This is a genomic window from Streptomyces sp. NPDC015346 (assembly GCF_043078785.1).
Lineage (GTDB): Bacteria > Actinomycetota > Actinomycetes > Streptomycetales > Streptomycetaceae > Streptomyces.
Map to the genome: position 1 here is coordinate 351,174 of NZ_JBIBTW010000005.1, position 23,705 is coordinate 374,878.

General features: G+C 70.9%; 20 protein-coding genes. 8 read left to right on the top strand and 12 right to left on the bottom strand.

Features of this window, described 5'->3' with window-relative positions; all coding sequences use genetic code 11:
- Positions 1-31: 31 nt before the first annotated feature.
- Together ACF06X_RS20585 and ACF06X_RS20590 are read left to right on the top strand one after the other, a co-directional pair.
- Entirely contained in the window at positions 32-640 is a 609-nt protein-coding gene (locus tag ACF06X_RS20585; RefSeq protein ID WP_392289032.1) for a helix-turn-helix domain-containing protein, read from the top strand.
- Between the two features lie 105 nt (positions 641-745).
- A complete protein-coding gene (locus ACF06X_RS20590) occupies positions 746-1,489 on the top strand; it encodes a tyrosine-protein phosphatase (protein ID WP_392288698.1) in 744 nt (247 codons plus the stop codon).
- On the opposite strand, the gene ACF06X_RS20595 is transcribed toward ACF06X_RS20590, so the two are convergent.
- Together ACF06X_RS20595 and ACF06X_RS20600 are read right to left on the bottom strand one after the other, a co-directional pair.
- Positions 1,483-2,514 carry a helix-turn-helix domain-containing protein gene (locus ACF06X_RS20595; RefSeq protein ID WP_392288699.1) on the bottom strand — a complete coding sequence of 344 codons (1,032 nt, stop codon included), beginning with the start codon at positions 2,512-2,514 and terminating at the stop codon, positions 1,483-1,485. The genes ACF06X_RS20590 and ACF06X_RS20595 overlap by 7 nt on opposite strands.
- Positions 2,515-2,769: 255 nt before the next feature.
- Complete coding sequence (locus ACF06X_RS20600; protein WP_392288700.1) at positions 2,770-3,795, bottom strand: ATP-dependent 6-phosphofructokinase; 1,026 nt, start codon at positions 3,793-3,795, stop codon at positions 2,770-2,772.
- Positions 3,796-4,109: 314 nt separating this feature from the next.
- Here ACF06X_RS20600 and pta point away from each other — a divergent pair, with 314 nt between their 5' ends.
- From pta to pyk, 3 genes are all read left to right on the top strand, one after another.
- Complete coding sequence (pta, locus tag ACF06X_RS20605) at positions 4,110-6,197, top strand: phosphate acetyltransferase (protein WP_392288701.1); 2,088 nt, start codon at positions 4,110-4,112, stop codon at positions 6,195-6,197.
- A complete protein-coding gene (locus tag ACF06X_RS20610) occupies positions 6,194-7,450 on the top strand; it encodes an acetate kinase (protein ID WP_392288702.1) in 1,257 nt (418 codons plus the stop codon). The genes pta and ACF06X_RS20610 overlap by 4 nt, the downstream gene beginning before the upstream one ends.
- 82 nt (positions 7,451-7,532) lie before the next feature.
- On the top strand, positions 7,533-8,966 hold the full coding sequence (pyk, locus tag ACF06X_RS20615; RefSeq protein WP_392288703.1) for a pyruvate kinase: 1,434 nt from the start codon (positions 7,533-7,535) through the stop codon (positions 8,964-8,966).
- Between the two features lie 126 nt (positions 8,967-9,092).
- Here the strand turns inward: pyk and ACF06X_RS20620 are convergent, their stop codons facing one another.
- The 4 genes from ACF06X_RS20620 to ACF06X_RS20635 all read right to left on the bottom strand — a co-directional run bounded on the left by ACF06X_RS20620 (position 9,093) and on the right by ACF06X_RS20635 (position 13,366).
- Complete coding sequence (locus ACF06X_RS20620) at positions 9,093-10,424, bottom strand: hypothetical protein (protein WP_392288704.1); 1,332 nt, start codon at positions 10,422-10,424, stop codon at positions 9,093-9,095.
- Positions 10,414-11,037 carry a DUF6114 domain-containing protein gene (locus ACF06X_RS20625; protein ID WP_392288705.1) on the bottom strand — a complete coding sequence of 208 codons (624 nt, stop codon included), beginning with the start codon at positions 11,035-11,037 and terminating at the stop codon, positions 10,414-10,416. Before ACF06X_RS20625 ends, ACF06X_RS20620 begins: the two co-directional genes overlap by 11 nt.
- A 133-nt stretch (positions 11,038-11,170) precedes the next feature.
- The gene (locus ACF06X_RS20630) at positions 11,171-11,809 is read right to left on the bottom strand and encodes a DUF6230 family protein (RefSeq protein ID WP_392288706.1); all 639 of its coding nucleotides are present in this window, start codon (positions 11,807-11,809) and stop codon (positions 11,171-11,173) included.
- A gap of 585 nt (positions 11,810-12,394) precedes the next feature.
- Entirely contained in the window at positions 12,395-13,366 is a 972-nt protein-coding gene (locus ACF06X_RS20635) for a tetratricopeptide repeat protein (RefSeq protein ID WP_392288707.1), read from the bottom strand.
- 287 nt (positions 13,367-13,653) lie between these two features.
- On the opposite strand from ACF06X_RS20635, the gene ACF06X_RS20640 reads away from it, so the two are divergent.
- Positions 13,654-14,385, top strand: coding sequence for a TetR/AcrR family transcriptional regulator (locus ACF06X_RS20640; protein ID WP_392288708.1), 732 nt, complete (start codon positions 13,654-13,656; stop codon positions 14,383-14,385).
- Here the strand turns inward: ACF06X_RS20640 and ACF06X_RS20645 are convergent.
- From ACF06X_RS20645 to ACF06X_RS20655, 3 genes are all read right to left on the bottom strand, one after another.
- Entirely contained in the window at positions 14,382-16,082 is a 1,701-nt protein-coding gene (locus tag ACF06X_RS20645) for a methylmalonyl-CoA mutase (RefSeq protein ID WP_392288709.1), read from the bottom strand. The genes ACF06X_RS20640 and ACF06X_RS20645 overlap by 4 nt on opposite strands.
- A 113-nt stretch (positions 16,083-16,195) precedes the next feature.
- A complete protein-coding gene (locus ACF06X_RS20650; RefSeq protein ID WP_392288710.1) occupies positions 16,196-16,528 on the bottom strand; it encodes a DUF3817 domain-containing protein in 333 nt (110 codons plus the stop codon).
- 67 nt (positions 16,529-16,595) lie between these two features.
- Positions 16,596-17,105 carry a MarR family winged helix-turn-helix transcriptional regulator gene (locus tag ACF06X_RS20655; RefSeq protein WP_392288711.1) on the bottom strand — a complete coding sequence of 170 codons (510 nt, stop codon included), beginning with the start codon at positions 17,103-17,105 and terminating at the stop codon, positions 16,596-16,598.
- 178 nt (positions 17,106-17,283) lie between these two features.
- Between ACF06X_RS20655 and ACF06X_RS20660 the strand changes: the two genes are divergently transcribed.
- Positions 17,284-18,306, top strand: coding sequence for a glycoside hydrolase family 6 protein (locus ACF06X_RS20660; protein WP_392288712.1), 1,023 nt, complete (start codon positions 17,284-17,286; stop codon positions 18,304-18,306).
- A 24-nt stretch (positions 18,307-18,330) separates the two neighbouring features.
- Here ACF06X_RS20660 and ACF06X_RS20665 read toward each other — a convergent pair whose 3' ends face one another.
- A complete protein-coding gene (locus ACF06X_RS20665) occupies positions 18,331-18,822 on the bottom strand; it encodes a hypothetical protein (protein ID WP_392288713.1) in 492 nt (163 codons plus the stop codon).
- Positions 18,823-18,940: 118 nt separating this feature from the next.
- Here ACF06X_RS20665 and ACF06X_RS20670 point away from each other — a divergent pair, with 118 nt between their 5' ends.
- Positions 18,941-19,843, top strand: coding sequence for a glycosyltransferase family 2 protein (locus ACF06X_RS20670; RefSeq protein ID WP_392288714.1), 903 nt, complete (start codon positions 18,941-18,943; stop codon positions 19,841-19,843).
- Here ACF06X_RS20670 and ACF06X_RS20675 read toward each other — a convergent pair.
- Positions 19,836-21,791 (bottom strand): galactose oxidase-like domain-containing protein, encoded by a 1,956-nt coding sequence (locus ACF06X_RS20675; RefSeq protein WP_392288715.1) that lies wholly within the window; start codon positions 21,789-21,791, stop codon positions 19,836-19,838. The genes ACF06X_RS20670 and ACF06X_RS20675 overlap by 8 nt on opposite strands.
- A 3-nt stretch (positions 21,792-21,794) precedes the next feature.
- Positions 21,795-23,576 carry a glycosyltransferase family 2 protein gene (locus ACF06X_RS20680; RefSeq protein WP_392288716.1) on the bottom strand — a complete coding sequence of 594 codons (1,782 nt, stop codon included), beginning with the start codon at positions 23,574-23,576 and terminating at the stop codon, positions 21,795-21,797.
- Positions 23,577-23,705: the final 129 nt, after the last annotated feature.

Below are 23,705 nucleotides of genomic sequence, written 5' to 3' on the forward strand. Positions count from 1 at the left end.
CGCCGCGCGCAGACTGCGTGAAGGCCTCGGCATGGCCCCGGGCCATGTCGCCTACGGCCTCCGCGCCCAGTACGGCCTCGACGTCAGCCCCGACACCGTGGTCGCCTGGGAACGCGGCCGCCTCGGCCCCAGCCCCCAGGAGCTCACCGCGCTCGCCGGCGTGCTGTGGTGCGCCCCCGCCGAACTGCTGGCGTCCGCCACCACCCTGCGTGAGCACCGGATGGCCCGCGGCCTCGCGCCGGACGACCTGGCACGCCGGATCGGCCTGGACGCGAACAGCTATCTGAAGATGGAGGAATCCGGCCGCTGGCGCGGCAACGAACGCCAGACCGCCGCCCTCGCCGAGACCCTCGGCCTCGGCGCCCGGGCGCTCGTCACGGCGACCGGCCGCGACGAGGACCTGGCGGCGCTGCTGCGGGACGCGGCCACCACGCGCTGGCAGGCGTACGTCCGCCCCGCCGTGAAGATGCTGCCGCTGCCCAAGCGGACCGTGGAGTTCGCGCTGCAGCGGCTGCACACGGAGTACCACGCGAAGATGGCCGCCACGAGCAGCTGGGGCGCCTCCGGCGACAGCGGCGACTCGGGCCGCGCCTACCTCGACGAGATCGTGTCCCACTTCTGGGCGGCCACGGGCGCCTAGGCCCTGGCACCCCTGCGCCCCCGCGCCTCTGAGTCCCCGCGCCCCCTCGCCCCCGCGCCTCTGAGTCCCCGCGCCTCCTCGCCCCCGCGCCTCTAGGGTGTCGGCGTGAGACGACACATACCTTTCGAGCGCCTGCACAACTTCCGTGATCTGGGCGGCTATCGGACCGCCGACGGCGGTACGGTCCGATGGAACCTCCTCTACCGCTCCGACTCGCTCGCCAAGCTGGCCGACGCGAGCGACACGGACCGGGAGAACTTCCACGCGCTGGGCGTGGAGACGGTGATCGACCTGCGCTACCCGTGGGAGATCGCCGCCAAGGGCCGGCTGCCCGAGACCGACGGCATCGTCTGGCGCAACCTGAGCATCGAGCACCGCCCCTACGACCAGGCGGAGATCGATCCCGACCTGGACCCGTGGCGCTACCTCGCCGACCGGTTCGCCGAGGTCGCCGCCGACGGGGCGGCCGAACTGCGCGAGGCCCTGGAGGTGATCGCGGCGGCGGACGGCCCCCTCGTCTTCCACTGCGCCTCCGGCAAGGACCGCACCGGGCTGCTCGCGGGCCTCCTGCTCGGCCTCCTCGACGTCTCCGACGAGCAGATCCTCGACGACTTCGCCCTGACCGAGCTGGCCACGGAGCGTCTGATCGCCGACTGGCGCGCGGCCCATCCCGGCCGTGAGCTCCGCTGGCCGGGATACGGGCGGGCGCCCGCGGAGATCATGCGCCTCTTCCTTGCGGATCTGCGCCGCACCTACGGCTCGCTGCACGCGTACGCCACCGGCCACGTCGGCCTCGACCCGTCGCTGATCGAGGCGCTGCGGGTACGACTGGTGGAGCCCGCTCACTGACCAGCCTCGGTCCGGCGGTCGAAGCTGAAGAGCTGGCCCTGGGCGTCGGGGCGGCAGGGGGCCTGGGCCAGGCGGGACCAGGGGGCGGTGCGGTCGCCGAGGACCGTGACGCAGACGCCGCGGGTCGCCGAGCCGACCGGGACGATCCGGTAGCCCGTGACCGGTGTGCCGAAGGGCTCCAGGGCGAACCGCTCGACGCGGGTCGGGTCGCCGCACTCCGAGTCCTCCATCGGGGCGTCGGAGGGGCGGCCGCCGGACGGGATGCCCGAGCAGCCGGGGCCGTAGTCCGGGTGGTCGGAGACGATCCGCCAGTGGCCGGAGCCGAGGTCCTTGAGCGCGTAGCGGGGGACGTCGGCGCCCGCGCACTCGACCTGGTAGATCTGGCCGTTCCGGGACCCGCGCCGCTCGTTGAGGCAGAGGTCCGAGCCGATCACCCGGATCCGTACGTCCCCGGCGGCCGGCGCCGTCAGCCGCTTCGGGCCCGGCTCCTCGCCCTCGTGGACGAGGGCGGCGACCAGGCTGATCGCGGCGAGGACGAGCCCGGCGACGGCGACGAGCGCGACGAGCGTCCGGCGTATGCGCCGGCCGGGGTCCGGGCGCGGGCGCTCCGGTTCCGATCCGTCCTCCGGCTCGGTCTCCGGCGCGCCGGGGTGCGGTCCGTCGAGCCAGCGCTCCTCCGCCTCCACGTCCGTCCCGTCCTTCGCTTCGGCGGGCGGCGTGTGGACGCCCCGTACCGCCAGCTCCTTGCGGACCACCTGCCAGGACTCCAGCTCTCCGGGATCCACCCCGCAGGCGCGGACGAAGGCGGTGAGGAGTTCCTCGCGGGGGACGGTCGAGCGCGCCAGCATGTTCGCCACCGTCGAGCGGGGCAGGACGTCACCGACCGCCTCGGCGCGGGCGGTCAGCTCGCGGTAGGTCAGGCCGGACCAGTCCTTGAGCGCCTGCAGCCGGGCGATGAACGCGGCGGCGTCGGTGGCCTCCCGCGGGTCCGGCGCGCTCCGCCCGCCGGTGTCTCCCTCGGTCATGCGTGTTCCCGCCCCTCCCGTGACCTGCCCGGTGAACCCGCCCGGACGGAGTTGGGACATGTCCGGGACAGGCGTAAGCCTTGTTGATCGCGGGGTTCGGCTCAAGAGTGAAATCAGCAATTCCGGTCGGGGCCGGAAGTGCCACGGGGGGAACCGGGGGAAGCGGGGGAAACGAACGGCCCCGATCGTCCACGGGGGGACGATCGGGGCCGCTCGCGGGTCGGCCGGGCGACTGCCGGGCGACTGTCAGACCGGTCAGAAGACGGACTCGGCCTCGGACATCCGGCTCTCCGGCACGGTCTTCAGCCGCGTCACGGCGTCCGCCAGCGGCGACATCACGATGTCCGTGCCCCGCAGCGCCGTCATCTTCCCGAACTCGCCGCGGTGCGCCGCCTCCACCGCGTGCCAGCCGAAGCGGGTCGCGAGCACCCGGTCGTACGCCGTCGGCGTGCCGCCGCGCTGCACGTGCCCGAGGATGACGGGCCGTGCCTCCTTGCCGAGGCGGCGCTCCAGCTCCACCGCGAGCCGGTTGCCGATGCCCTGGAAGCGCTCGTGGCCGTACTGGTCGATCTCGCCCTTCTTGTAGTCCATGGAGCCCTCGGCCGGGTGCGCGCCCTCGGCGACGCAGATGACGGCGAACTTCTTGCCGCGCGCGAAGCGTTCCTCGACCATCTTGACGAGATCGTCGACCTGGAAGGGGCGTTCGGGCAGGCAGATGCCGTGGGCGCCGCCGGCCATGCCGGACTCCAGGGCGATCCAGCCGGCGTGGCGGCCCATCACCTCGACGACCATCACCCGCTGGTGCGACTCGGCGGTGGTCTTCAGACGGTCTATGGCCTCCGTCGCCACGCCCACGGCGGTGTCGAAGCCGAAGGTGCGGTCGGTGGAGGAGATGTCGTTGTCGATCGTCTTGGGGACGCCGACGACGGGCATGCCGGCGTCGGCGAGCAGCCGGGCGGCGGTCAGCGTGCCCTCGCCGCCGATCGGGATGAGGACGTCGATGCCGTACTTCTTCGCCAACTCCGGCGCCGACGCGGCGGCTTCGGCCAGCCGGTTGCGCTCCAGGCGGGCGGAGCCGAGGATGGTGCCGCCGCGGGCGAGGATGCCGCTGACCGCGTTGAGGTCGAGGGGGCGGTAGTGCCCGTCGAGGAGACCCTTGAACCCGTCCTCGAAGCCGATGACTTCGTCGTGGTGGCCGGTCATCGCCCGGTGCACGACCGACCGGATCACTGCGTTCAGGCCGGGACAGTCGCCGCCTGCGGTGAGAACTCCGATGCGCATCGTGCTGTGTCTCCTGCTCGGGTAGTCGTACATGTGAGCTTTGTCGATTCTCCCACGCCCGGGGCCGCCGAGCCGTTCGCGACCGCTCCGCGCGTCCGGCCCAGGCCGGTCCCGCGCCCCGGTCCACGCCCGGTCCCGCGCCCGACCGTCACCCGGTCCGCGCCCGGTCGCCGGAGGCCTGTGGTCCTCTCTTCCAGGCCTTCCCTCCGGCGGGCGTCCTATCCATCCCCAGAGGTATTGTCAAGAGGGTATTGCCACCCGATCGGTGGTTTTTGAACACACTCAGTTGACAGGACTGGACAGGAGACCACGGCGTGACGCGCAGCGTGTACGTGACCGGGATCGACCGCGGGGACGGCCGGCAGGTCGTCGAGCTGGGAGTCATGGAGCTCCTGACCCGCCAGGTGGACCGGGTGGGGGTGTTCCGGCCCCTGGTGCACGACGGCCCCGATCGTCTGTTCGATCTACTGCGGGCCCGCTACCGGCTCTCCCAGGACGCGTCGACCGTCTACGGCATGGACTACCACGAGGCGTCCGCGCTCCAGGCGGAGCGCGGCACCGACGAGCTGGTCTCCCGGCTCGTCGACCGCTTCCACGCCGTCGCCCGCGACTACGAGGTCGTCCTCGTCCTCGGCACGGACTTCGCGGCCACCCAGCTCCCCGACGAGCTGGCGATCAACGCCCGCCTCGCCAACGAGTTCGGTGCCTCCGTGATACCCGTGGTCGGCGGCAAGGGCCAGCCCGCCGAATCCGTACGGGCCGAGGCCCGCAACGCCTTCCGGGCGTACGACGGGCTCGGCTGCGACGTCCTCGCGATGGTCGTCAACCGGGTGGCGGCCGAGGACCGCGCGGCCATCGCCGAGCGGCTGGCGGCCCGGCTGCCGGTGCCCTGTTACGTCCTGCCCGACGAGCCGGCCCTCGCCGCGCCCACCGTCGCCCAGATCACCCACGCGCTCGGCGCCTCGGTGGTGCTCGGCGACGAGGCGGGCCTGGCCCGGGACGCCCTGGACTTCGTCTTCGGCGGCGCGATGCTGCCGAACTTCCTCAACGCGCTGACCCCCGGCTGTCTCGTGGTCACGCCCGGGGACCGCGCCGACCTCGTCGTGGGCGCGCTCGCGGCCCACTCGGCCGGGACGCCGCCCATCGCCGGCGTGCTGCTCACGCTGAACGAGCGGCCCAGTGAGGAGATCCTGACCCTGGCCGCCCGCCTCGCGCCCGGCACCCCGGTCATCTCCGTCGCCGGCAACAGCTTCCCCACGGCCGCCGAACTCTTCTCCCTGGAGGGGAAGTTGAACGCGGCCACACCCCGCAAGGCGGAGACCGCGCTCGGCCTCTTCGAGCGGCACGTGGACACCGCCGATCTGCTCAAGCGGATCTCGGTGGCGCGCAGCGGCCGGGTCACGCCGATGATGTTCGAGCACGAGCTTCTGGAGCAGGCCCGCGCCGACCGGCGCCGGGTGGTCCTGCCGGAGGGCACGGAGGAGCGGGTGCTGCGCGCCGCCGACGTGCTGCTGCGCCGGGACGTCTGCGACCTGACGCTGCTCGGCGACGTCGAGGTGATCCGTAAGAAGGCCGCCGACCTCGGCATCGACCTGTCCTCGCCGTCCACCCAGCTGATCGATCCGCAGACCTCGGAGCTGCGCGACGCCTTCGCCGCCAAGTACGCCGAGCTGCGCGCCCACAAGGGCGTCACCGTGGAACTGGCGTACGACGTCGTCTCCGACGTGAACTACTTCGGCACGCTGATGGTGCAGGAGGGTCTTGCCGACGGCATGGTCTCCGGCTCGGTGCACTCCACCGCCGCCACCATCCGGCCCGCCTTCGAGATCATCAAGACGAAGCCGGACGCGCGGATCGTCTCCTCCGTCTTCTTCATGTGCCTGGCGGACAAGGTGCTCGTGTACGGCGACTGCGCGGTCAACCCGGACCCGAACGCCGAGCAGCTCGCCGACATCGCCGTCCAGTCGGCGGCCACGGCGGCCCGCTTCGGCGTCGAGCCGCGGATCGCGATGCTCTCGTACTCCACCGGCACCTCGGGCTCCGGCGCGGACGTCGACAAGGTGCGCGAGGCGACCAAGCTGGTACGGGAGTCCGCGCCGGGACTGCGGATCGAGGGCCCGATCCAGTACGACGCGGCGGTCGAGCCGTCCGTCGCGGCGACCAAGCTGCCGGACTCGGAGGTGGCCGGGCAGGCGACCGTGCTGATCTTCCCGGACCTCAACACCGGCAACAACACCTACAAGGCCGTGCAGCGTTCGGCCGGCGCCGTGGCCGTCGGACCGGTCCTGCAGGGTCTGCGCAAGCCCGTGAACGACCTCTCGAGGGGCGCGCTCGTCAGCGACATCGTCAACACGGTCGCCATCACGGCGATCCAGTCCCAGGGTCAGGAGCTCCCCGCATGACCGGCACCACCACCACCGCCGCCGACACCGCCACCGACACCGCCTCCCGCGTCCTCGTCCTCAACTCCGGTTCCTCGTCGGTGAAGTACCAGCTCCTGGACATGCGGGACAGCAGCCGGCTCGCGGTCGGCCTGGTCGAGCGGATCGGCGAGCAGACCTCGCGTCTCGTCCACACGCCGCTCCAGGGCGGCGGCGGGGAGAAGCGCGAGCGCGGCGGCCCGATCGCCGACCACGCGGCCGCGCTGAAGGCGGTGGCCGAGGAGCTGGCGGCGGACGGGCTCGGCCTCGACTCCCCCGAACTGGCCGTCATCGGCCACCGGGTGGTGCACGGCGGGCTGCGGTTCTCCGCCCCGACCGTGATCGACGACGCGGTGCTCGCCGAGATCGAACGGCTCGTGCCGGTGGCGCCGCTGCACAACCCGGCGAACCTCACCGGTATCCGTACGGCCATGGATCTGCGCCCCGACCTGCCGCAGGTCGCGGTCTTCGACACCGCCTTCCACACGACGATGCCGGAGTCCGCCGCCCGGTACGCGATCGACGTGGAGACCGCCGACGCGCACCGCATCCGGCGGTACGGATTCCACGGCACCTCGCACGCCTATGTGTCGCACGAGACGGCGAGGCTGCTCGGCAAGGCGCCCGAGGAGGTGAACGTGATCGTGCTGCACCTGGGCAACGGCGCGTCCGCCTCGGCCGTGCGGGGCGGCCGGTGCGTCGACACCTCGATGGGTCTGACGCCGCTTGAGGGCCTGGTCATGGGCACCCGCTCCGGCGACATCGATCCGGCGGTCACCTTCCATCTCCAGCGCGTGGCGGGGATGTCGACCGACGAGATCGACGTCCTGCTCAACAAGAGGTCCGGTCTGGTCGGGCTCTGCGGCGACAACGACATGCGGGAGATCCGGCGCCGGATCGAGGAGGGCGACGAACGGGCCCTGCTGGCCTTCGACATCTACATCCACCGGCTGAAGAAGTACATCGGGGCGTACTACGCGGTGCTCGGGCGGGTGGACGCGGTGGTGTTCACGGCGGGTGTCGGTGAGAACGCGGCTCCGGTGCGGGAAGCTGCGATCGCCGGTCTGGAGGAGCTGGGCCTCGCGGTGGACGCCGACCTGAACTCCGTACGATCCGACGAGCCGCGCCTGATCTCGCCGGAGTACGCGCGGGTGGCGGTCGCCGTGGTGCCGACGGACGAGGAGCTGGAGATCGCCAGGCAGAGCTACGCACTCGTGCGAGGAGTCGAGGAGTGAACGCCTGAGCGGGCCCCCGCCCATTTGTACTTTCCGCCAGACGGAATATTCCGCAGTGAAACAAACCGATAGGATCCGCCTCATGCGCCGTTCCAAAATCGTCTGCACGCTGGGCCCCGCCGTCGACTCGTATGAGCAGCTGAAGGCTCTCATCGAGGCCGGCATGAACGTGGCCCGATTCAACATGAGCCACGGGACCCAGGCCGAGCACCAGGAGCGGTACGACCGTCTCCGCAGGGCGGTGGCGGACACCGGCCGCGCCGTGGGCGTGCTCGCCGACCTCCAGGGCCCCAAGATCCGTCTGGAGACCTTCGCGGAGGGTCCGGTCGAGCTGGTGCGCGGTGACGAGTTCACCATCACCACCGAGGACGTCCCGGGTGACAAGTCCATCTGCGGCACCACGTACAAGGGTCTGCCCGGGGACGTCTCCAAGGGCGACCAGATCCTGATCAACGACGGCAACGTCGAGCTGCGGGTCGTCGAGGTCGACGGGCAGCGGGTCAAGACGATCGTCGTCGAGGGCGGTGTCATCTCCGACCACAAGGGCATCAACCTGCCCGGTGCGGCGGTCAACGTCCCGGCCCTCTCCGAGAAGGACGTCGAGGACCTCCGCTTCGCGCTCCGGATGGGCTGCGACATGGTCGCGCTCTCCTTCGTCCGCAACGCCGACGACGTCAAGGACGTCCACAAGGTGATGGACGAGGAGGGCCGCCGGGTCCCCGTCATCGCCAAGGTCGAGAAGCCGCAGGCCGTGGAGAACATGGAGGGCGTCGTCGCCGCCTTCGACGCGGTCATGGTGGCCCGTGGCGACCTGGCGGTCGAGTACCCGCTGGAGCGGGTCCCGATGGTGCAGAAGCGCCTCGTGGAGATGTGCCGCCGCAACGCCAAGCCGGTCATCGTCGCCACCCAGATGATGGAGTCGATGATCACCAACTCCCGCCCCACGCGCGCCGAGGCCTCCGACGTGGCCAACGCGATCCTGGACGGCGCGGACGCGGTCATGCTGTCGGCGGAGTCCTCCGTCGGCGCCTACCCGATCGAGACCGTGAAGACGATGTCGAAGATCGTCGTCGCGGCCGAGGAGGAGCTGCTCTCCAAGGGCCTGCAGCCGCTCGTGCCGGGCAAGAAGCCGCGTACGCAGGGCGGCTCGGTGGCCCGCGCGGCCGCCGAGATCGCCGACTTCCTCGGCGGCAAGGCGCTGATCGCCTTCACCAAGTCCGGTGACACCGCCCGCCGCCTCTCGCGCTACCGCGCCTCGCAGCCGATCCTGGCGTTCACGACGGACGAGTCCACCCGCAACCAGCTCACGCTGAGCTGGGGTGTCGAGTCCTTCCTCGCGCCGTTCGTGGAGACGACCGACGCGATGGTCGACCTGGTCGACGCGGAGCTGCTGAAGCTCCAGCGCTACAACGAGGGCGACACCATGGTCATCACCGCCGGCTCGCCCCCCGGCGTCCCCGGCACCACGAACATGGTGCGCGTGCACCACCTCGGTGGCACCCACCCCAAGGGCTGACCCCTGGCAGCGGCATGACGAGGGCCCCCGTCCGGATCGGACGGGGGCCCTCGTGCGGCTCCCGGAAGGGTTCGTGCGGTCGGCCGGCCTCGGCCGAGTCCGGTCGGCCGAGGCCGGTCGGCCTTGTCAGCCGGCCTCGATCGTGTTGCGCAGGCCGGGGACCGTGAGCGTGCCGCCGAACTGGCCCGCCTGGATGACCTCCACGTCGGTGAAGATCGCGAACGGTACGTCGAGGGGCGGCGGGGTCTCGGGGCTGAAGGTGACCGGGATGATGCCGAAGAGATTGCCCTTCAGCCTCTCCGTGTACATGGTCACCGTGCCGTTGGTCATGGTCGACGTCGAGCCCTTGTCGGACCGGACGTGCCCGGTGAAGCCGTCCGAGTGCACCGTGCGCTGGTGCAGGTCCTTGATGTCCACGCCGTCCTTCGCGGTGAACTTCAGGACCTTCTTGATCTTGCCGCTGCCCGTCTTCACCTCGACGATGCCGTGGTACTTGAGGCCCTTGAGCGTGAGCCGGGTGCTGTTCAGGATCCACGGCTCGTCCGGCAGGAGCGGGATGCCCGGCTCCAGTTCGGCCGCCGCGAGCGCCTCGGGGTCGGGCTCCGGGCACGGGAAGCGCGGCTTGGCGCCCTCGGGTATGTCCTCGTCCTTCTTGGCGTCGAGGCCCTTGGCGTCCTCCGGCAGCTCCTCGACCTTGGCCCCCACCTTCTCGGCGGCGTCCTTGATCGCCTCCTTGGTCCGGTCGACCGGCGTGTCGGCCTTGCCGGCGGACGTACCCGGGGCCGGGGCCGTCGTGGGACCGGTCGTGGGAGCCGTGGTCGGGGCCGTCGTCGGCTTGCCGGCCGGGGTGGTGGCCGTCGGGGCCGGCGCGCTCGTCGGCGAGGCGTCGGGACCGTCGAAGAGGTCCTTGATCTTGTCGCCCACGCCCAGCGGGTCGAGCGGGTTGACGCTCTTCGTCGCGGTGGGGGTGGGCGTGGGAGCAGGCGCCTGAGGGTTGGTGGCCCCCTGCTCGGTGGTCTTCGCGGTCTCGTCCGCCGAGGGAGTGACGCCCGGTGCGGGCTTCTCCTGCTCCTCGGTGGGGTCCGGCTTCGGCGCCGTGGTCGCGTCGTCGGTCGCCTCGCCGGTCGGGGTCGCGGTCGCCGTCGCGCTCGCCGTGGGCTCGGGCGTCTCGGCCGGCTTGGTCGACTCCTCGGTCGCCGGCTCGTCCGAGCGGGTCACGCACGGACCGGGCGCGAAGGGGATGTCCTTCTCGTCGGCGAGGGCGAGCTTGGGCGCCATGCCCATACCCATGAGGACGGCGGTCGGCATGGCGGCCAGGGCCATGGCCTTGCCCGCGGGTCCCTGGATCTTGTTCAGCAGCGACTTGCGCGGAGCCGCGTGCCGCGGACCCCTGCTGGCCAGAGTGGCGCCGTCCCCAGCCGTCGCCGACTGCGCCGGCTGTGTCTCGTCACCCCGCACTGTTCCTCCCGCCGTTGGCGTCGATCGTCGTTTCGGTCGCCTGCGCACCGGGACCCGTCAGCGGGTCCGGCTCCTCACCGGCGCGCTGCTCCGGGACCGGCAGCGGCAGGGCGGCGTCGACGCCCTCATCGCCTTCCGGACCCGACGGCGGACCGTCGTACTTGTGCCCGCCCAGGGCGGCCCCGGTCTCGGCCCGCTCCGCGGAGTCCGCGCTCTCCTCGACCTCAGGGGCCGGTGCCCAGGAGATGGAGAGCCCGCCACCCACCAGCGCCAGCAGGAATCCGACGAAGAAGCCGCCGAGGTTGGAGACCGGGATGGAGACGAGCGCCAGCACGATCGCCGCGACTCCCGCGAACACCCGCACGATGGGCTGGAACCACATCGTCAGGCCGAGCGTCACCAGGAGCACCCCGATGATCAGCGCGCCGGCACCACCCGTGGTCGCCATGGCGATCGTCATGTTGCCGAGTCGCATGTCGGCGTACGGGAGGTAGGCGATCGGGAGGCCGCCGATCATGGTGAACAGGCCGGCCCAGAACGGCCGGCTGCCTCGCCAGTCGTGGAAGCGGCGCGCGTTCGGGACTCCGCGGGAAGCAGTGGACTCGGCGCTCATGGAAAACAGCTCCCTGGAAGCGGTGTTGCTGAGAAGTAGAGAAAGTGGCGCGATGGCCGGGAACGGGCGGGGCCGCACGGACGTACGGCGGCCCGCGCCCGCCGGGCAGCTACTGCCGGAAGGTCACCGAGTCCTACTCGGTGAAGCACTCCTTGGTGCCCTTGTGCAGCTTCAGGCTCAGGTTGCTGAGCTTGAACGTTCCGGCGGTGGTCGCCCACGCCTTCTGCTCCACGTTGGTCAGCTTCGCCGTCTTGGCGCGCTGCGAGAAGCCGTACGGGTTCGCCTGGGTGCCGGGCTGGATGCCCGGGTCCTTCAGAGAGCCCGCGGCCACGCCGATGTCGATGTTGCCGAACTCGGCGTCCGCCTTCAGCGAGGAGACATCGAGGTAGATGTCCTTCGCGTAGACCGGCTTCTTCGGGTCGGTGCCGGCCCGCAGCTCCAGAGAGACGTTGCCGATGAACGGCACGTCCGGAGTCACGACGGACTGGCACATGTTGCTGATCCACGCCTCGGAGAAGCCCGAGACACCGACCGGCTCAGCGAACGGCTTGCCGTGCAGGTCCTTGCCCGCCGCGACACTGCCGTACTGGACGAAGTCCTTGCCGACGAGGCTGTCGGCCTTCACCTTGAACTCCTGGCCGGAGATGCTGAAGGACGCGGCAAGCGCGCCCTGAGCCAGGCCGACGCCGATCGCGGCCGTCGCGGCCACGCTCGGCACCATGACGACGGCGAACCGCTTCCATCTGGTCCCGCCACGTACCTGGGACTTCATGAGAATCCTCCTTCTCGGACGTACATCTCCGGATGGGCCCAGGGCCCTTCCTGGATGGGAGAAGTGCTACGTCCTCGGGAAGAAGCGCCGGGACACCGGGCGCGAGGCGCGTCCGATTCACCGGCGATCACCCCCGAGCGACAACCACTGGCCACGCCTTGCGCGCAACCTCCTTGGACAGGCCCTGCCGGTGAGAGCAGGAACCCCCCTGTCCACGGCCGGCGCCACTGCCGCCGGCCCGCTCGGTGGGGACCTTCGCCGCGGACCCGGTTGGCTGCCGGGCTGGTGCGGTATCGGACCGAGCGTCGCCGATCGTGGTCCATTCCGGGCCGAGGCACAAGGGGGTTCGTTACTGACTAGTAACGGGTGGATAACCACCCCACGACAGGGCGATGTCGCCCGGCCACACAGGGTGCCGTCAAGGGTGGGGACGAAGAAGGAGGAGGAGGGGGATACCCGGACAGAAATCCGCGTTCGATTTACTGCAAGTAACAGCGGCCGCGATTACCAAGTTTTGGTAAAGCGCGGCCGCGTTGTGTCACTGTGTCGCCAAATCGGCAACGTCCCGGGCGGGTGGTAACCGGGTCAGAACAGCACCCGGGCGAGGGCCTGACGGCCCGCCGTCACCCGCGGGTCGTCGGGGCCGATGACCTCGAACAGCTCCAGGAGTCGCAGCCGCGCCGCGTCCCGCTGCTCACCGGCCGTGCGGCGCACGACCTCCACAAGCCGCCCGAAGGCGTCCTCGACATGACCGCCCACCAGATCGAGGTCGGCGGCGGCGATCTGCGCGTCCACGTCGGCCGGGTTGTCGGCCGCGTTCTTGCGCACCTGCTGCGGATCCATCTCCTGCACCCGCGCGAGCAGCTCGGCCTGGGCCAGCCCCAGCTTCGCCTCCGGGTGACCGGGGTCGTCGGCGAGCACGTTCTTGTACGCCTGGACGGCACCGGCCAGGTCACCGGCGTCCAGCGCGGACATCGCCGCTTCGAGGAGAGCGTCGTACGGTCCGGCCGGCACGGGCGCCGCGGCGGGGGCCGCACCCTCGGCCGAGGGGTCCACGGCGATACCGGTCAGACCGAAGCGCTCCTCGCCCACCTGGATCAGCTGGTCGAGGGTCTGCCGGATCTGCGCCTCGGGCGCCGCGCCCTGGAAGAGCGGCAGCGCCTGGCCGGCGACCACCGCGAAAACGGCCGGAATTCCCTGGATGCCGAACTGCTGCATCAGCATCTGGTTGGCGTCGACGTCGATCTTCGCCAGCAGGAAGCGGCCGTTGTACTCCACGGCGAGCCGCTCGAGGAGGGGGCCGAGCTGCTTGCAGGGCTCGCACCACTCGGCCCAGAAGTCGATGACGACCGGAACCTCGGCGGAGCGCTGCAGGACATCGCGCTCGAAGCCGGCCTCGTCGACATCGATCACCAGGGCAGAAGGGGCGACGGCCGCGGCGCCACCCTGCCGGGCGGCCTCGGCACGCGCCTGCTCCGCCTTGGCCTTGGCCTCTCCGGCCGCCTTCACCGCGGCGAGGTCGACGACGCCGCTCATGGACATGTTTCTGGGCTGCATGGGTACATCCTCCCCCTTCCGCGCGCGTAACCGGTAAGCCATGGCTGAACCGTGCCGTCCGCAGGCCTCCCGCCGGTTGTGCGAGGCGTACGGACGTACACGGTTCATTGTTTCGATGCACCGGGTCCCCACCCGGCGCGCGTGGTTGTCGCTCGGGCCGCTCAAAGCCTTTCGCTACAGGTCGTAGCGTAACTGGACCGGGTGCGCCGGGGGAAGGACTCCCCGGTGAACTGCCTCACATCACGCGCCTCTGGCGCGATACCTACCGGCGGGTATGGTCGATCCCCATGTGCAGCCGTACCAGCCCCCGCCCCCGCGCCACGGGACGCCCCGGCCGGCCCCGTTCCGCCGAGGCCGACACCGCGATCCTGGAGGCGACCCGCGCCGCCCTGGTCGAACTGGGCTGGTCCAAGCTGACGATGGGGGACGTCGCCACCCGGGCGGGCGTCGCCAAGACCACGCTCTACCGACGCTGGGCCAACAAGAACGAACTCGTCGTCGACGCCGTCGCCGTCCTCTTCGACGAACTCGAACTCCCGGACCTGGGAAGCCTGGGGGCGGACATCGAGCACGTGGTGCTGCAGTTCGCCGCGCTGCTCCAGCGGCCCGAGACCAAGACCGCGCTGATGGCCGTGGTCGCCGAGTCCACCCGCGACGAGCCGCTGCGCGAACGGATCCGCGCCTCCATCGTGGACCGCCAGAAACGGCTGGTCCTGGAGGGCCGCCAGCGCGCCCAGGAACGGGGCGAACTCCCCGCCGACCGGGACCCCGAGGCGATCGACGGCACCGACGACCTGATCTTCGACGTGATAGCCGGCGCGGTCGTCCACCGCGCCCTGGTCAGCGCCGAACCGGTCGACCAGCTCTGGGTCCAGCGCTTCACCGCCCTGCTGCTCGGCGGCCTGGGCGCGGCGGCGGCCCAGGAGCAGGGGTCGGGGTCGGGGTCGGGGTCGGGGTCGGGGTCGGGGTCGGGGTCGGGGTCGGGGTCGGGGCCGGGGCCGGGGTCGGGCGAACCCTAGAAGCCCGGGGGCTCCGTGTAGACGCCCCACTCCTCGCGGAGCGCGCCGCAGATCTCGCCGAGCGTGGCCTCCGCCCGTACCGCGTCCAGCATCGGTCCGATCATGTTCGACCCGTCCCGCGCGGCGGCCAGCATCGCGTCGAGCGAGGCGCGCACCCGGGCGTCGTCGCGGCGGGCCCTGCGCTCGCCGAGGATCCGGACCTGCTCCCACTCGACCTCGTGGCTGACCCGCAGGATCTCCAGGTCGCCGGTGACGGAGCCGTGGTGGCAGTTGACGCCGACGACCCGCTTGGCGCCCTTCTCCAGGGACTGCTGGTACCGGAAGGCCGATTCGGCGATCTCGCCGGTGAACCAGCCGTCCTCGATGCCGCGCAGGATGCCCGAGGTCATCGGCCCGATCGGGTGCCGGCCCTCCGGGTGGGCGAGCCAGCCGCGCTCCTTGATCCGGTCGAAGATCTTCTCGGCGTCCGCCTCGATCCGGTCGGTGAGCTGCTCGACGTACCACGAACCGCCCAGCGGGTCGGCCACGTTGGCGACGCCGGTCTCCTCCATGAGCACCTGCTGGGTGCGCAGCGCGATCTCGGCGGCCTGCTCGCTGGGGAGGGCGAGGGTCTCGTCGAGGGCGTTGGTGTGCAGCGAGTTGGTGCCGCCGAGGACGGCGGAGAGGGCCTCCACGGCGGTCCGTACGACGTTGTTGTACGGCTGCTGGGCGGTGAGGGAGACACCGGCGGTCTGGGTGTGGAAGCGGAGCCACTGGGCCTTGTCGGTCCTGGCTCCGTAGACCTCCTTCATCCAGCGGGCCCAGATCCGGCGGGCGGCGCGGAACTTGGCGATCTCCTCGAAGAAGTCGAGGTGCGCGTCGAAGAAGAAGGAGAGACCGGGGGCGAAGACGTCGACGTCCAGGCCGCGGGAGAGGCCGAGCTCCACGTAGCCGAAGCCGTCGGCGAGGGTGTACGCGAGCTCCTGCGCGGCCGTCGCCCCGGCCTCGCGGATGTGGTAGCCGGAGACGGAGAGCGGCTTGTACGCGGGGATGCCGCGCGCGCAGTGCTCCATCAGGTCGCCGATCAGGCGCAGGTGCGGCTCGGGCTGGAAGAGCCACTCCTTCTGCGCGATGTACTCCTTGAAGATGTCGGTCTGGAGCGTGCCGTTGAGCAGGGCCGGGTCGACGCCCTGGCGCTCGGCGGCGACCAGGTACATGCAGAAGACCGGGACGGCCGGGCCGGAGATCGTCATCGACGTCGTCACGTCGCCGAGCGGGATGTCCTTGAAGAGGACCTCCATGTCGGCGGCGGAGTCGACGGCGACGCCGCAGTGGCCGACCTCGCCGAGCGAGCGGGGGTCGTCGGAGTCGCGGCCCATGAGGGTGGGCATGTCGAAGGCGACCGAGAGCCCGCCGCCGCCGTTGGCGAGGATCGTCTTGTACCGCTCGTTGGTCTGCTCGGCGTTGCCGAACCCGGCGAACTGGCGGATGGTCCACGTACGGCCGCGGTAGCCGGTCGCGTGGAGCCCCCGGGTGAAGGGGTACTCGCCGGGCCAGCCGATGCGCTCGAAGCCCTCGTAGGTGTCCCCGGGCCGGGGCCCGTAGACCGGCTCGACCGGATCACCGGAGAGCGTGGTGAAGTCCGCCTCCCGCTTGCGGGCCTTGTCGTAGCGGGCCTGCCAGCGTCGGCGGCCTTCTTCGATGGCGTCAGCGTCCATACCATCGAATTTACTAGGACGTCCTAGTATCTGTCGACGGCAGACCGCGGCAGACCGCCGTACCCATCCGTACGGCGGTGCGTGGCGCGCGGCGGTGCGGTGCGTGGTGCCCGTTACGCCTTGGCGGCGGCCGGCTCGGCGCCCTCGATCAGCGGGAGCGTGTCGCGGACGACCTTGCGCTCGACGAAGAAGGCGGCGAAGGGGATCGTCCCGGAGAGCAGCACCCAGAGCAGCCGGCCGAAGGGCCACTTCGCCTTGGAGCCCAGGTCGAAGGCGAAGATCAGGTAGATGATGTAGAGCACACCGTGCGTCTGGGAGACCGCGAAGGTCACGTCCTCGCCGGTGTCGAACCCGTACTTGAAGACCATGCAGGTGCACAGCACGAGCAGCATGACGGCGGTGATGTACGCCATGACGCGGTAACGGGTCAGCACGCTGGATTTCATGCCGTCGAGCGTAACGGCACGTTCCGGGCGATCTTCGCGCGGCCCCTCCCCCGCGGACGGGCCGCCGCTACTTCTCCTCGAAATCCCCGGCGGCGACCCGCAGCGGCCGCAGCATCGCGAAGATCTCGGCGCACTCCTCGGCGTCGTACACCCCGAGCCCGAAGTCCATCGCCATCAGGTCCCGGGTGGCCGCCTCGACCACCTCGCGGCCCTTCTCCGTGATGGAGGCGAGGGTGCCGCGGCCGTCGTTGGGGTTGGGCCGCTTGGCGACGAGGCCGGACTTCACCAGCCGGTCCACCGTGTTCGTGACGGACGTGGGGTGGACCATGAGCCGCTCGCCGATCTTGGACATCGGCAGCTCGCCGGCCTTCGAGAAGGTCAGCAGCACCAGCGCCTCGTAGCGGGCGAAGGTCAGTCCGTACGGCTTGACCACGGCGTCGACCTCGGCGAGGAGGATCTGGTGCGCCCGCATGATCGAGGTGATCGCGGCCATCGAGGGGACGGGGCCCCAGCGGTTCTGCCAGAGCTCGTCGGCGCGGGCGATGGGGTCGAACGGGAGACTGAGCGGCTTCGGCACGCGTCGACCTTACCCACTGGTCACATGGTGGTCAGCCCCGTCTCGTAGTTCGGTCCGTTTCACGCGCACCCGCGGGCATCTCGGCCGACAGCGCCAGGACGCGGTGTCGCACCCGACGACGGACCGACCGTCATGTGACGATGACCCGGTCCGTCCCGTACCCGACCCTGGGGGCTGGATGTCCCGCCGCACCCTCTCCGCCGCGCTGGCCCTGACCTGCGCCCTCCTCCTCACCGGATGCGGGGGCGGGGAGCCGGCCGGGCCCACCCCGGCCGGCCCGCCCTCCGCCCGCGGCGAGGCCGCCGCCGCCTCCCCGACCAACGGCTCCCCCTTCTGGGTCGACCCGGACAGCGACGCGGCCCGCCAGGTCCGGCAGTACGAGGCACAGGGCCGCACGGAGGACGCGAAGCTCCTCAAGCGGATCGCGGAGCGGCCGGTCGCCGAGTGGCCCGCGGGCGACGATCCCGTACCGGAGATCACCAGGGCGGTACGGGGGGCCGCGGCCGACAAGCGGACCGTGGTCCTCGTCGCGTACAACATTCCGCACCGCGACTGCGGGATGTACTCGGCGGGCGGCGCGCGCGACGCGCGCGCCTACCGGGAGTGGATGGACTCCTTCGCCTCCGCCATCGGGGACGCGCCCGCGATCGTCGTCCTGGAGCCGGACGCGGTGCCGCACGTCGTGGACGGCTGCACCCCGGGTCAGTACCACGACGAGCGCTACCAGCTGCTCTCCGAGGCGATCGACCGGCTGAAGCGCCGGCCGAACACCCGCGTCTATCTGGACGCGGGCAACCCGGCCTGGATCGAGGACCCGGCCAAGCTGGTGGAACCCCTGCGACGGGCGGGCATCGCCCGGGCCGACGGCTTCTCGCTCAACGTCTCCAACTTCCAGACCGACGACACGGTGAAGGCCTTCGGCGCCCGGCTCTCCGGCCTGCTCGGCGGCGCCCACTTCACGATCGACACCAGCCGCAACGGCGACGGCCCCCTCCCGGGCGACCGCGAGCAGGCCTGGTGCAACCCCCCGGGCCGCGCCCTCGGCGTCCCCCCGACGGACCGCACCGGCGACGAACTGATCGACGCCTACCTCTGGATCAAACGCCCCGGCGACTCCGACGGCCCCTGCCGCGGCGGCCCCTCCGCCGGCACCTGGTGGCCCGACTACGCCCTCGGCCTCGCCCGCCGGGCGAAGGCGTGAGGGCCGGCCGCAGAGGCGGGTGCCTCACGGCCGACGACGTCGGGGACAGGTGACGCTGATGTCCGTGGCCGTGGACGCCGAGACGAGCGAGTAGGCGGGGAAAACCCGGGCCGGGGGAAGCGTGACGCCTGAACCGATGTGGGTCCGGGGGCCGACAGCGGTGCCGGGCGCGAGAGTGATGCCGGTGCCCGTCTGAACACCGTCACCGATCACGGCACTGAACCGGTCCGTGCCACAGCGGTAGAGGCCCGATTCCACCCGAAGGATGACCTCGCGGTCGGGCCTGCGCATGTCAGTGGTGAGGTGGATGGCGGCGGCCGTGACGTTCGCGGAGAGATGTACGTCGGCCCCGACGATGGCACGGTTGAGGCCGATGCGGTGACCGAGCACCGCTCCGGCCGAGAGGTAGGAGTGGGTGACTTCGCAGTTGAATCCGATGGAGACGCGCCGGCCGACATAACTCCCGGCGCGGACCGTCGAGAACTCCCAGACCTTCGCGTAGGGGCCGATGATCACGTCGTCGCCGATGACGGTACTCCTGGGTCGCGACTGAACGAAGCATGGAGTGCGGGGAAATGGTGGGTGGACGGGGATACGATCGGCGGTCTTGCCGCACCGGTCCGGAGGTTTCCTCATGGCGTTGTCGCCCGTTGTCACACCGCGCATCGCGGTATCGGTCGTGACCATGGGAACGCGGCCGAGAGAGGTGGAGGCGCTGCTCGCGTCCGTGGCGAAGCAGGACGTCGCGCCGGTGCGCACAGTGATCGTGGGGAATGGAACGTCACTGCCGCCGTATGGCGAAGGGATGCCAGGTGCGGTCACGGTCATCGAGACCGAGGAGAACCTCGGATGTCCGGGCGGGCGGAACATCGCGATCCAGCGGTTGCGTGAGTTCGGAGACGTCGATGTCGTCGTGGAGCTGGACGACGACGGGATGCTCGTCCAGGACGACGTCCTGCGCAGGATCCAGGAGCTGTACGCCGCGGACCCGCGCTTGGGCATCGTCGGTTTCCGGATCGTGGACGAGGACGGCGGCACGGCCCAGCGGCACGTCCCCCGACTCGGCGGCGCCGATCCGGCACGGCGAGGGCTGGTGACCGGGTTCCTGGGCGGCGGGCACGCGTTCTCCCTGCGGATGCTGGACGAGATCGGGGACTGGCCGAGCGACTTCTTCTTCACCCACGAGGAGACCGACCTGGCCTGGCGGGCCATCGACGCCGGTTGGAAGGTGTTGTACGAGCCGTCGCTGCTCCTCCAGCACCCCCGGACCTCGCCCGCCCGCCACGCCGTCTACTACCGCTTCACCGCCCGCAACCGCGTCTGGCTGGCCAGGCGTCGCCTGCCCGCAGCCCTGATCCCGGTGCACCTCGGCATCTGGACGGCGATCACTCTCGTACGGACCCGATCCCTGGGCGGACTGCGAGCCTGGGCGGGTGGCTTCGCCGAGGGCCTGCGCACGCCATGCGGTGAACGGCGGCCGATGCGGTGGCGGACGGTGTGGCGGCTGACCCGGCTCGGACGGCCACCGGTCATCTGACCTGGACCCACGTCGCCTTGGACGGGGTGCCGTTCCCGTCCGTCACGAAGAGCATGTACCAGCCCGGGGGGACCAGGGTTCTGTCCTGGGGGACCTGCACCGTGATCGAGTCGGGGCTCTTCGTCAGGGACAGTTCCACCGAGCGCTGTTCGACGTCCGTCGTGTGGGTGACGGCGCTCGGGCGCATCAGGCGGGCCTTGGTGATGCGGGCGGCGTGTTCGGTGCGGAAGGTGGCGCGGCCGTTCTGGTCGGTGTGCTGGGGGCCGGCGCCCAGGGTGGGGCGGTTGGCGCCGGCCTTGTGGAGGTAGGGCGGGGTGAAGACCTCGATCCGCTGCTCGAACGTGCCGAGCTTGGTGTTGTCCTTGTCGGCGAAGAGGGGGTCGGAGCCGAAGGTGGCGACCCGCCCGTCGGGGAGGAGCAGCGCCTCGGAGTGGTAGTTGCGGCCGACCGTCGGGGCGGCGGCGGCGGTGAAGGCGTTGGACTTTGGATCGTAGAACTGGGCCTTGAGGATGTCGCTGCCGCCGCGGCCGCGGTACTCCCGCGAACCGCCGGTGGTGAAGACCGTGTCGTCGGGCAGGAGCACGCTGCTGAGGTAGCGCGTGCCCTGCGGGAGCGCGGGCCCGTCCTGGAAGACGGGGGTCTCCTTGGAGAGGTCGATGATCGACGTACGGGGGGTGGACTTCGGGGACTCCCCCACCCCGCCGCCGCCGAGGACCATGACCTTCTGGTTCTGGACCGGCGGGAGCATGAGGGAGGCGGAGGTCTCCAGCTGGTCGGGGTCGGTGAGGCCGCGGAGCTTGGTGAAGGAGTTCGTCTCCAGGTCCCACAGGCCCGGCTCGCGGCCCTTCTCCGCCGGTCCGTAGCCCGCGTTGGAGCCGGTGTAGAGGAGCTTGCCGCCCTGGGTGAGGAAGAGCGCCGGGTAGGTGGGGAAGTAGCGGAAGGGCCCCTCGGACCACGTCTTCGTCTCCGGGTCGTAGATCTCGTTGTCGCCGGGGACGACGTCGCCGACGTCGTTGAGCCCCGAGACGGCGAGGACCTTGCCGTCGTCGAGGGTGACGAGGGTCGGGTACCAGCGGGCGTCCTTCATCGGGGCCACCGGCACGTACCTCTCGGCCTTGGGGTCGAACTCGTACGCGGCCTTGATGCCCTGGAAGTCCTGTTTCTCGGTGGTGAGCCGCTGCGCGAGGCCGTAGACGTTGTCGACGTCCTCGCCCTTGAGGCCGAGGACCTCGAACTGCGCGGCCTCGGTGGTCAGCGCCCGCGCGCCCTCCTCCTTCGCCTCGACGAAGACCCGTGCCTCGGCGGCGGTGACCTTGGTCTGCCAGGGCTTCATCTGGCCGCTCTTGGCGTACGAGATCTCGAACTCGCGCGTGGCTCTGGGGACCGTGACGTCGAACTTGCTGACGTACTCGACGCCCGAGGGCGAGCGGAAGACGGTGCCCTTCTTGAGGGTGACGGCCTTGTCGGGGTTCTCGTTCTTGACCCGCATCCCGCCGCCGGCCTTCTTGACCTCGCCGTCGAGGATCTCGTAGCGGGCGGTGCCGCCGGCGACGAGGAGACGGCCGTCGGGGAGCTGGGTGTGGCCGGCGCAGAAGAAGTCCTCGGGGGTGGGGATCTTCTTGAACGTGTTCTTCTCCGGGTCCCACAGGACGGTGTCGAAGGTGCCGGAGTCGAACTTCTTCTGGTCGTTGCCGGAGCCGGCGATGAGCAGCACCTTGCCGGTGTGCAGCAGGGCGGCGTGGATGGCGTTGACGTCGTACCCCTCGGGGACGTCGACCTGCGCCCAGGAGCCGAACTTCCGCTGGTAGCCGGGCTGGGCGATCTTGTAGGCGTGGTACTTCTCCTCGACGAAGGAGATGGCGGCGGGGGCGTTGAGCGCGACGAGGACCAGGACGGCGCCGCTGCCGAGGAGGGTCTTCCTGAGTTTTTTCGACGGCGGTGGGGCCATGGCTCAGTTCCCTCCGGTCGTCGTGGGCGCGGGTGCGGCGGTCGGCGCGGGGCCGCTGGGCGCGGCCGTCGTCGTCTTGGTGACCAGAGCGGCGGGCGCGTGGCGCGCGTGGCGCCGGTCCCGCAGCGACGTCCAGCTCCATACGGCGACCGGCGAGAGGGAGATGACGAGGGCGAGGACGGCCCAGGTGCGCATGGCCGCGTGGGTGTGCCCGAAGAGGACCGAGGCGAGGAGGGAGACGATGAGGACCGCGGCCCAGTAGAGGTGGATACGGAAGGTGGAGACCCGGTCGGGGCTGGCCGCACCGCCCTTGGGGGTGACGACGAAGCGGCCGCCGGTGCGCAGGACGGCCGAGCAGAGCGACCGGAGGTAGATCGGGGCGGAGAGCGCGGACATCGCCATGCCGGCCAGGCCGCCGGAGCCCTCGGGTTCGTGCGGCGAGACGTTGTGCCGCCGGTTCCAGAGGTACAGACCGATCTGGAGGGCCACCGCGTCGCTGTAGATCATCAGCCAGACGGCGGAGGAGACCTGGGTGCCGGACGCCCCGAGGCAGAGGAAGAGCACGCAGCTGAGGATGCCGAGGAACCAGTTGATCGCCGTCATCGGGTAGTAGACGAGCATCAGCGTGTAGTTGAGGAAGCGGCCCGGCGGAATACGGAAGGGCGCCTTCCAGTACTGCCTGATCAGCGTCTCGTACGTCCCCCGGGACCAGCGCAGCTGCTGGGTGAAGAAGTCCGTCCAGGACGCCGGCCCCTCGCCGACGGCGAGGACGTCGGGGGTGTAGACGGAGCGCCAGAAGCGCCCGGTGTCGGGGTTCTTCCGGCGGTGCAGCTCGAAGCCGGTGGCCATGTCCTCGGTGATGGAGTCGTAGAGGCCGCCGACCTGCTTGACCGCGGAGATGCGTACGGCGTTGTTGGTGCCGACGAACATGGGCGCGTGGTAGCGGTTGCCGGCCCGCTGTATGAGCGCGTGGAAGAGGAACTGCTGGGATTCGGCGGCCTTGGTGACCGGTGAGTCGTAGTTGCCGTAGACCTGCGGGCCGACGACGAAGGCGACGTCCGGGTCGCGGAAGTAGCCGAGCATCCGCTCCAGGAAGTTGGGCAGCGGTACGTGGTCGGTGTCGACGGAGGCGAAGAAGTCGTAGGCGTCCCCGTGCATCGCGATCCAGGCGTTGTAGTTGCCGTGCTTGCTGCGTGCCTTGTGGGCGCCCTTCGCGCGGTTCCACTCGGGGACGCCGGCGCGGGTGAAGTGCCGGACGCCGAGCTCCGCGCAGAGCGCCTTGGCCTGCTCGTCGTCGCCCTCGTCCAGGAGCCAGACGTCCAGCGTCCCGAAGTGGCGGCACCGTATCGCGCCCTCCAGGGTGGACCGGACCATGGAGAGGGGTTCCTTGCCCGGGACGTAGGTGGTGAGGAAGGCGACGCGGGTGCCCTCTTCGGCGTACACGGGTATGGGGTCGCGCGCGACCATCGTGGCGTGGGCGATGGAGGCGACGTTCACGAGCATGAAGAGACAGATGAGGCCGATCGACACGAGCATGACGGTGTCGAACCTGACGAGCCACACGTCGCCGCCCTCGCGGACCGTCCGGTGGCTGGGCCAGACGAGGTACGCGAGCAGCACCGCGGAGAGGACCGGCGCCAGGCCCATGAGGAGGACGGCTCGGACGCGGTGCGGCTCCTTCGCGAGCAGGCTGCGGTACTTGACCTGATAGGACGGCCTGTCCGGCTCCGTGAGGGGACCGGCGAGTCGGCTGTAGGTGTCGTAGTCGTAGCCTTCTGGCCGCACAGTGCCTCCAGCTGTCGTCGAACAGGTCGCTACCCACACAGAAGTGGAGATCCCTGGGCATGGCGACTGGAATCGGCCGATCGGGCGGTTTTCCGGCGTACGGCCGTTCCGGTGACACGGGCGGGCCGG

Bases quoted from the DNA above. Each gene is read 5' to 3' on its own strand.
- ACF06X_RS20650 (WP_392288710.1), bottom strand. From the start codon at position 16,528: ATGAAATCCAGCGTGCTGACCCGTTACCGCGTCATGGCGTACATCACC.
- ACF06X_RS20625 (WP_392288705.1), bottom strand. From the start codon at position 11,037: ATGAGCGCCGAGTCCACTGCTTCCCGCGGAGTCCCGAACGCGCGCCGC.
- ACF06X_RS20595 (WP_392288699.1), bottom strand. From the start codon at position 2,514: ATGACCGAGGGAGACACCGGCGGGCGGAGCGCGCCGGACCCGCGGGAG.
- ACF06X_RS20640 (WP_392288708.1), top strand. From the start codon at position 13,654: ATGTGCAGCCGTACCAGCCCCCGCCCCCGCGCCACGGGACGCCCCGGC.
- ACF06X_RS20630 (WP_392288706.1), bottom strand. From the start codon at position 11,809: ATGAAGTCCCAGGTACGTGGCGGGACCAGATGGAAGCGGTTCGCCGTC.
- ACF06X_RS20670 (WP_392288714.1), top strand. From the start codon at position 18,941: ATGGCGTTGTCGCCCGTTGTCACACCGCGCATCGCGGTATCGGTCGTG.
- ACF06X_RS20635 (WP_392288707.1), bottom strand. From the start codon at position 13,366: ATGCAGCCCAGAAACATGTCCATGAGCGGCGTCGTCGACCTCGCCGCG.
- ACF06X_RS20600 (WP_392288700.1), bottom strand. From the start codon at position 3,795: ATGCGCATCGGAGTTCTCACCGCAGGCGGCGACTGTCCCGGCCTGAAC.
- pyk (WP_392288703.1), top strand. From the start codon at position 7,533: ATGCGCCGTTCCAAAATCGTCTGCACGCTGGGCCCCGCCGTCGACTCG.
- ACF06X_RS20645 (WP_392288709.1), bottom strand. From the start codon at position 16,082: ATGGACGCTGACGCCATCGAAGAAGGCCGCCGACGCTGGCAGGCCCGC.
- ACF06X_RS20610 (WP_392288702.1), top strand. From the start codon at position 6,194: ATGACCGGCACCACCACCACCGCCGCCGACACCGCCACCGACACCGCC.
- ACF06X_RS20585 (WP_392289032.1), top strand. From the start codon at position 32: ATGGCCCCGGGCCATGTCGCCTACGGCCTCCGCGCCCAGTACGGCCTC.
- ACF06X_RS20660 (WP_392288712.1), top strand. From the start codon at position 17,284: ATGTCCCGCCGCACCCTCTCCGCCGCGCTGGCCCTGACCTGCGCCCTC.
- ACF06X_RS20675 (WP_392288715.1), bottom strand. From the start codon at position 21,791: ATGGCCCCACCGCCGTCGAAAAAACTCAGGAAGACCCTCCTCGGCAGC.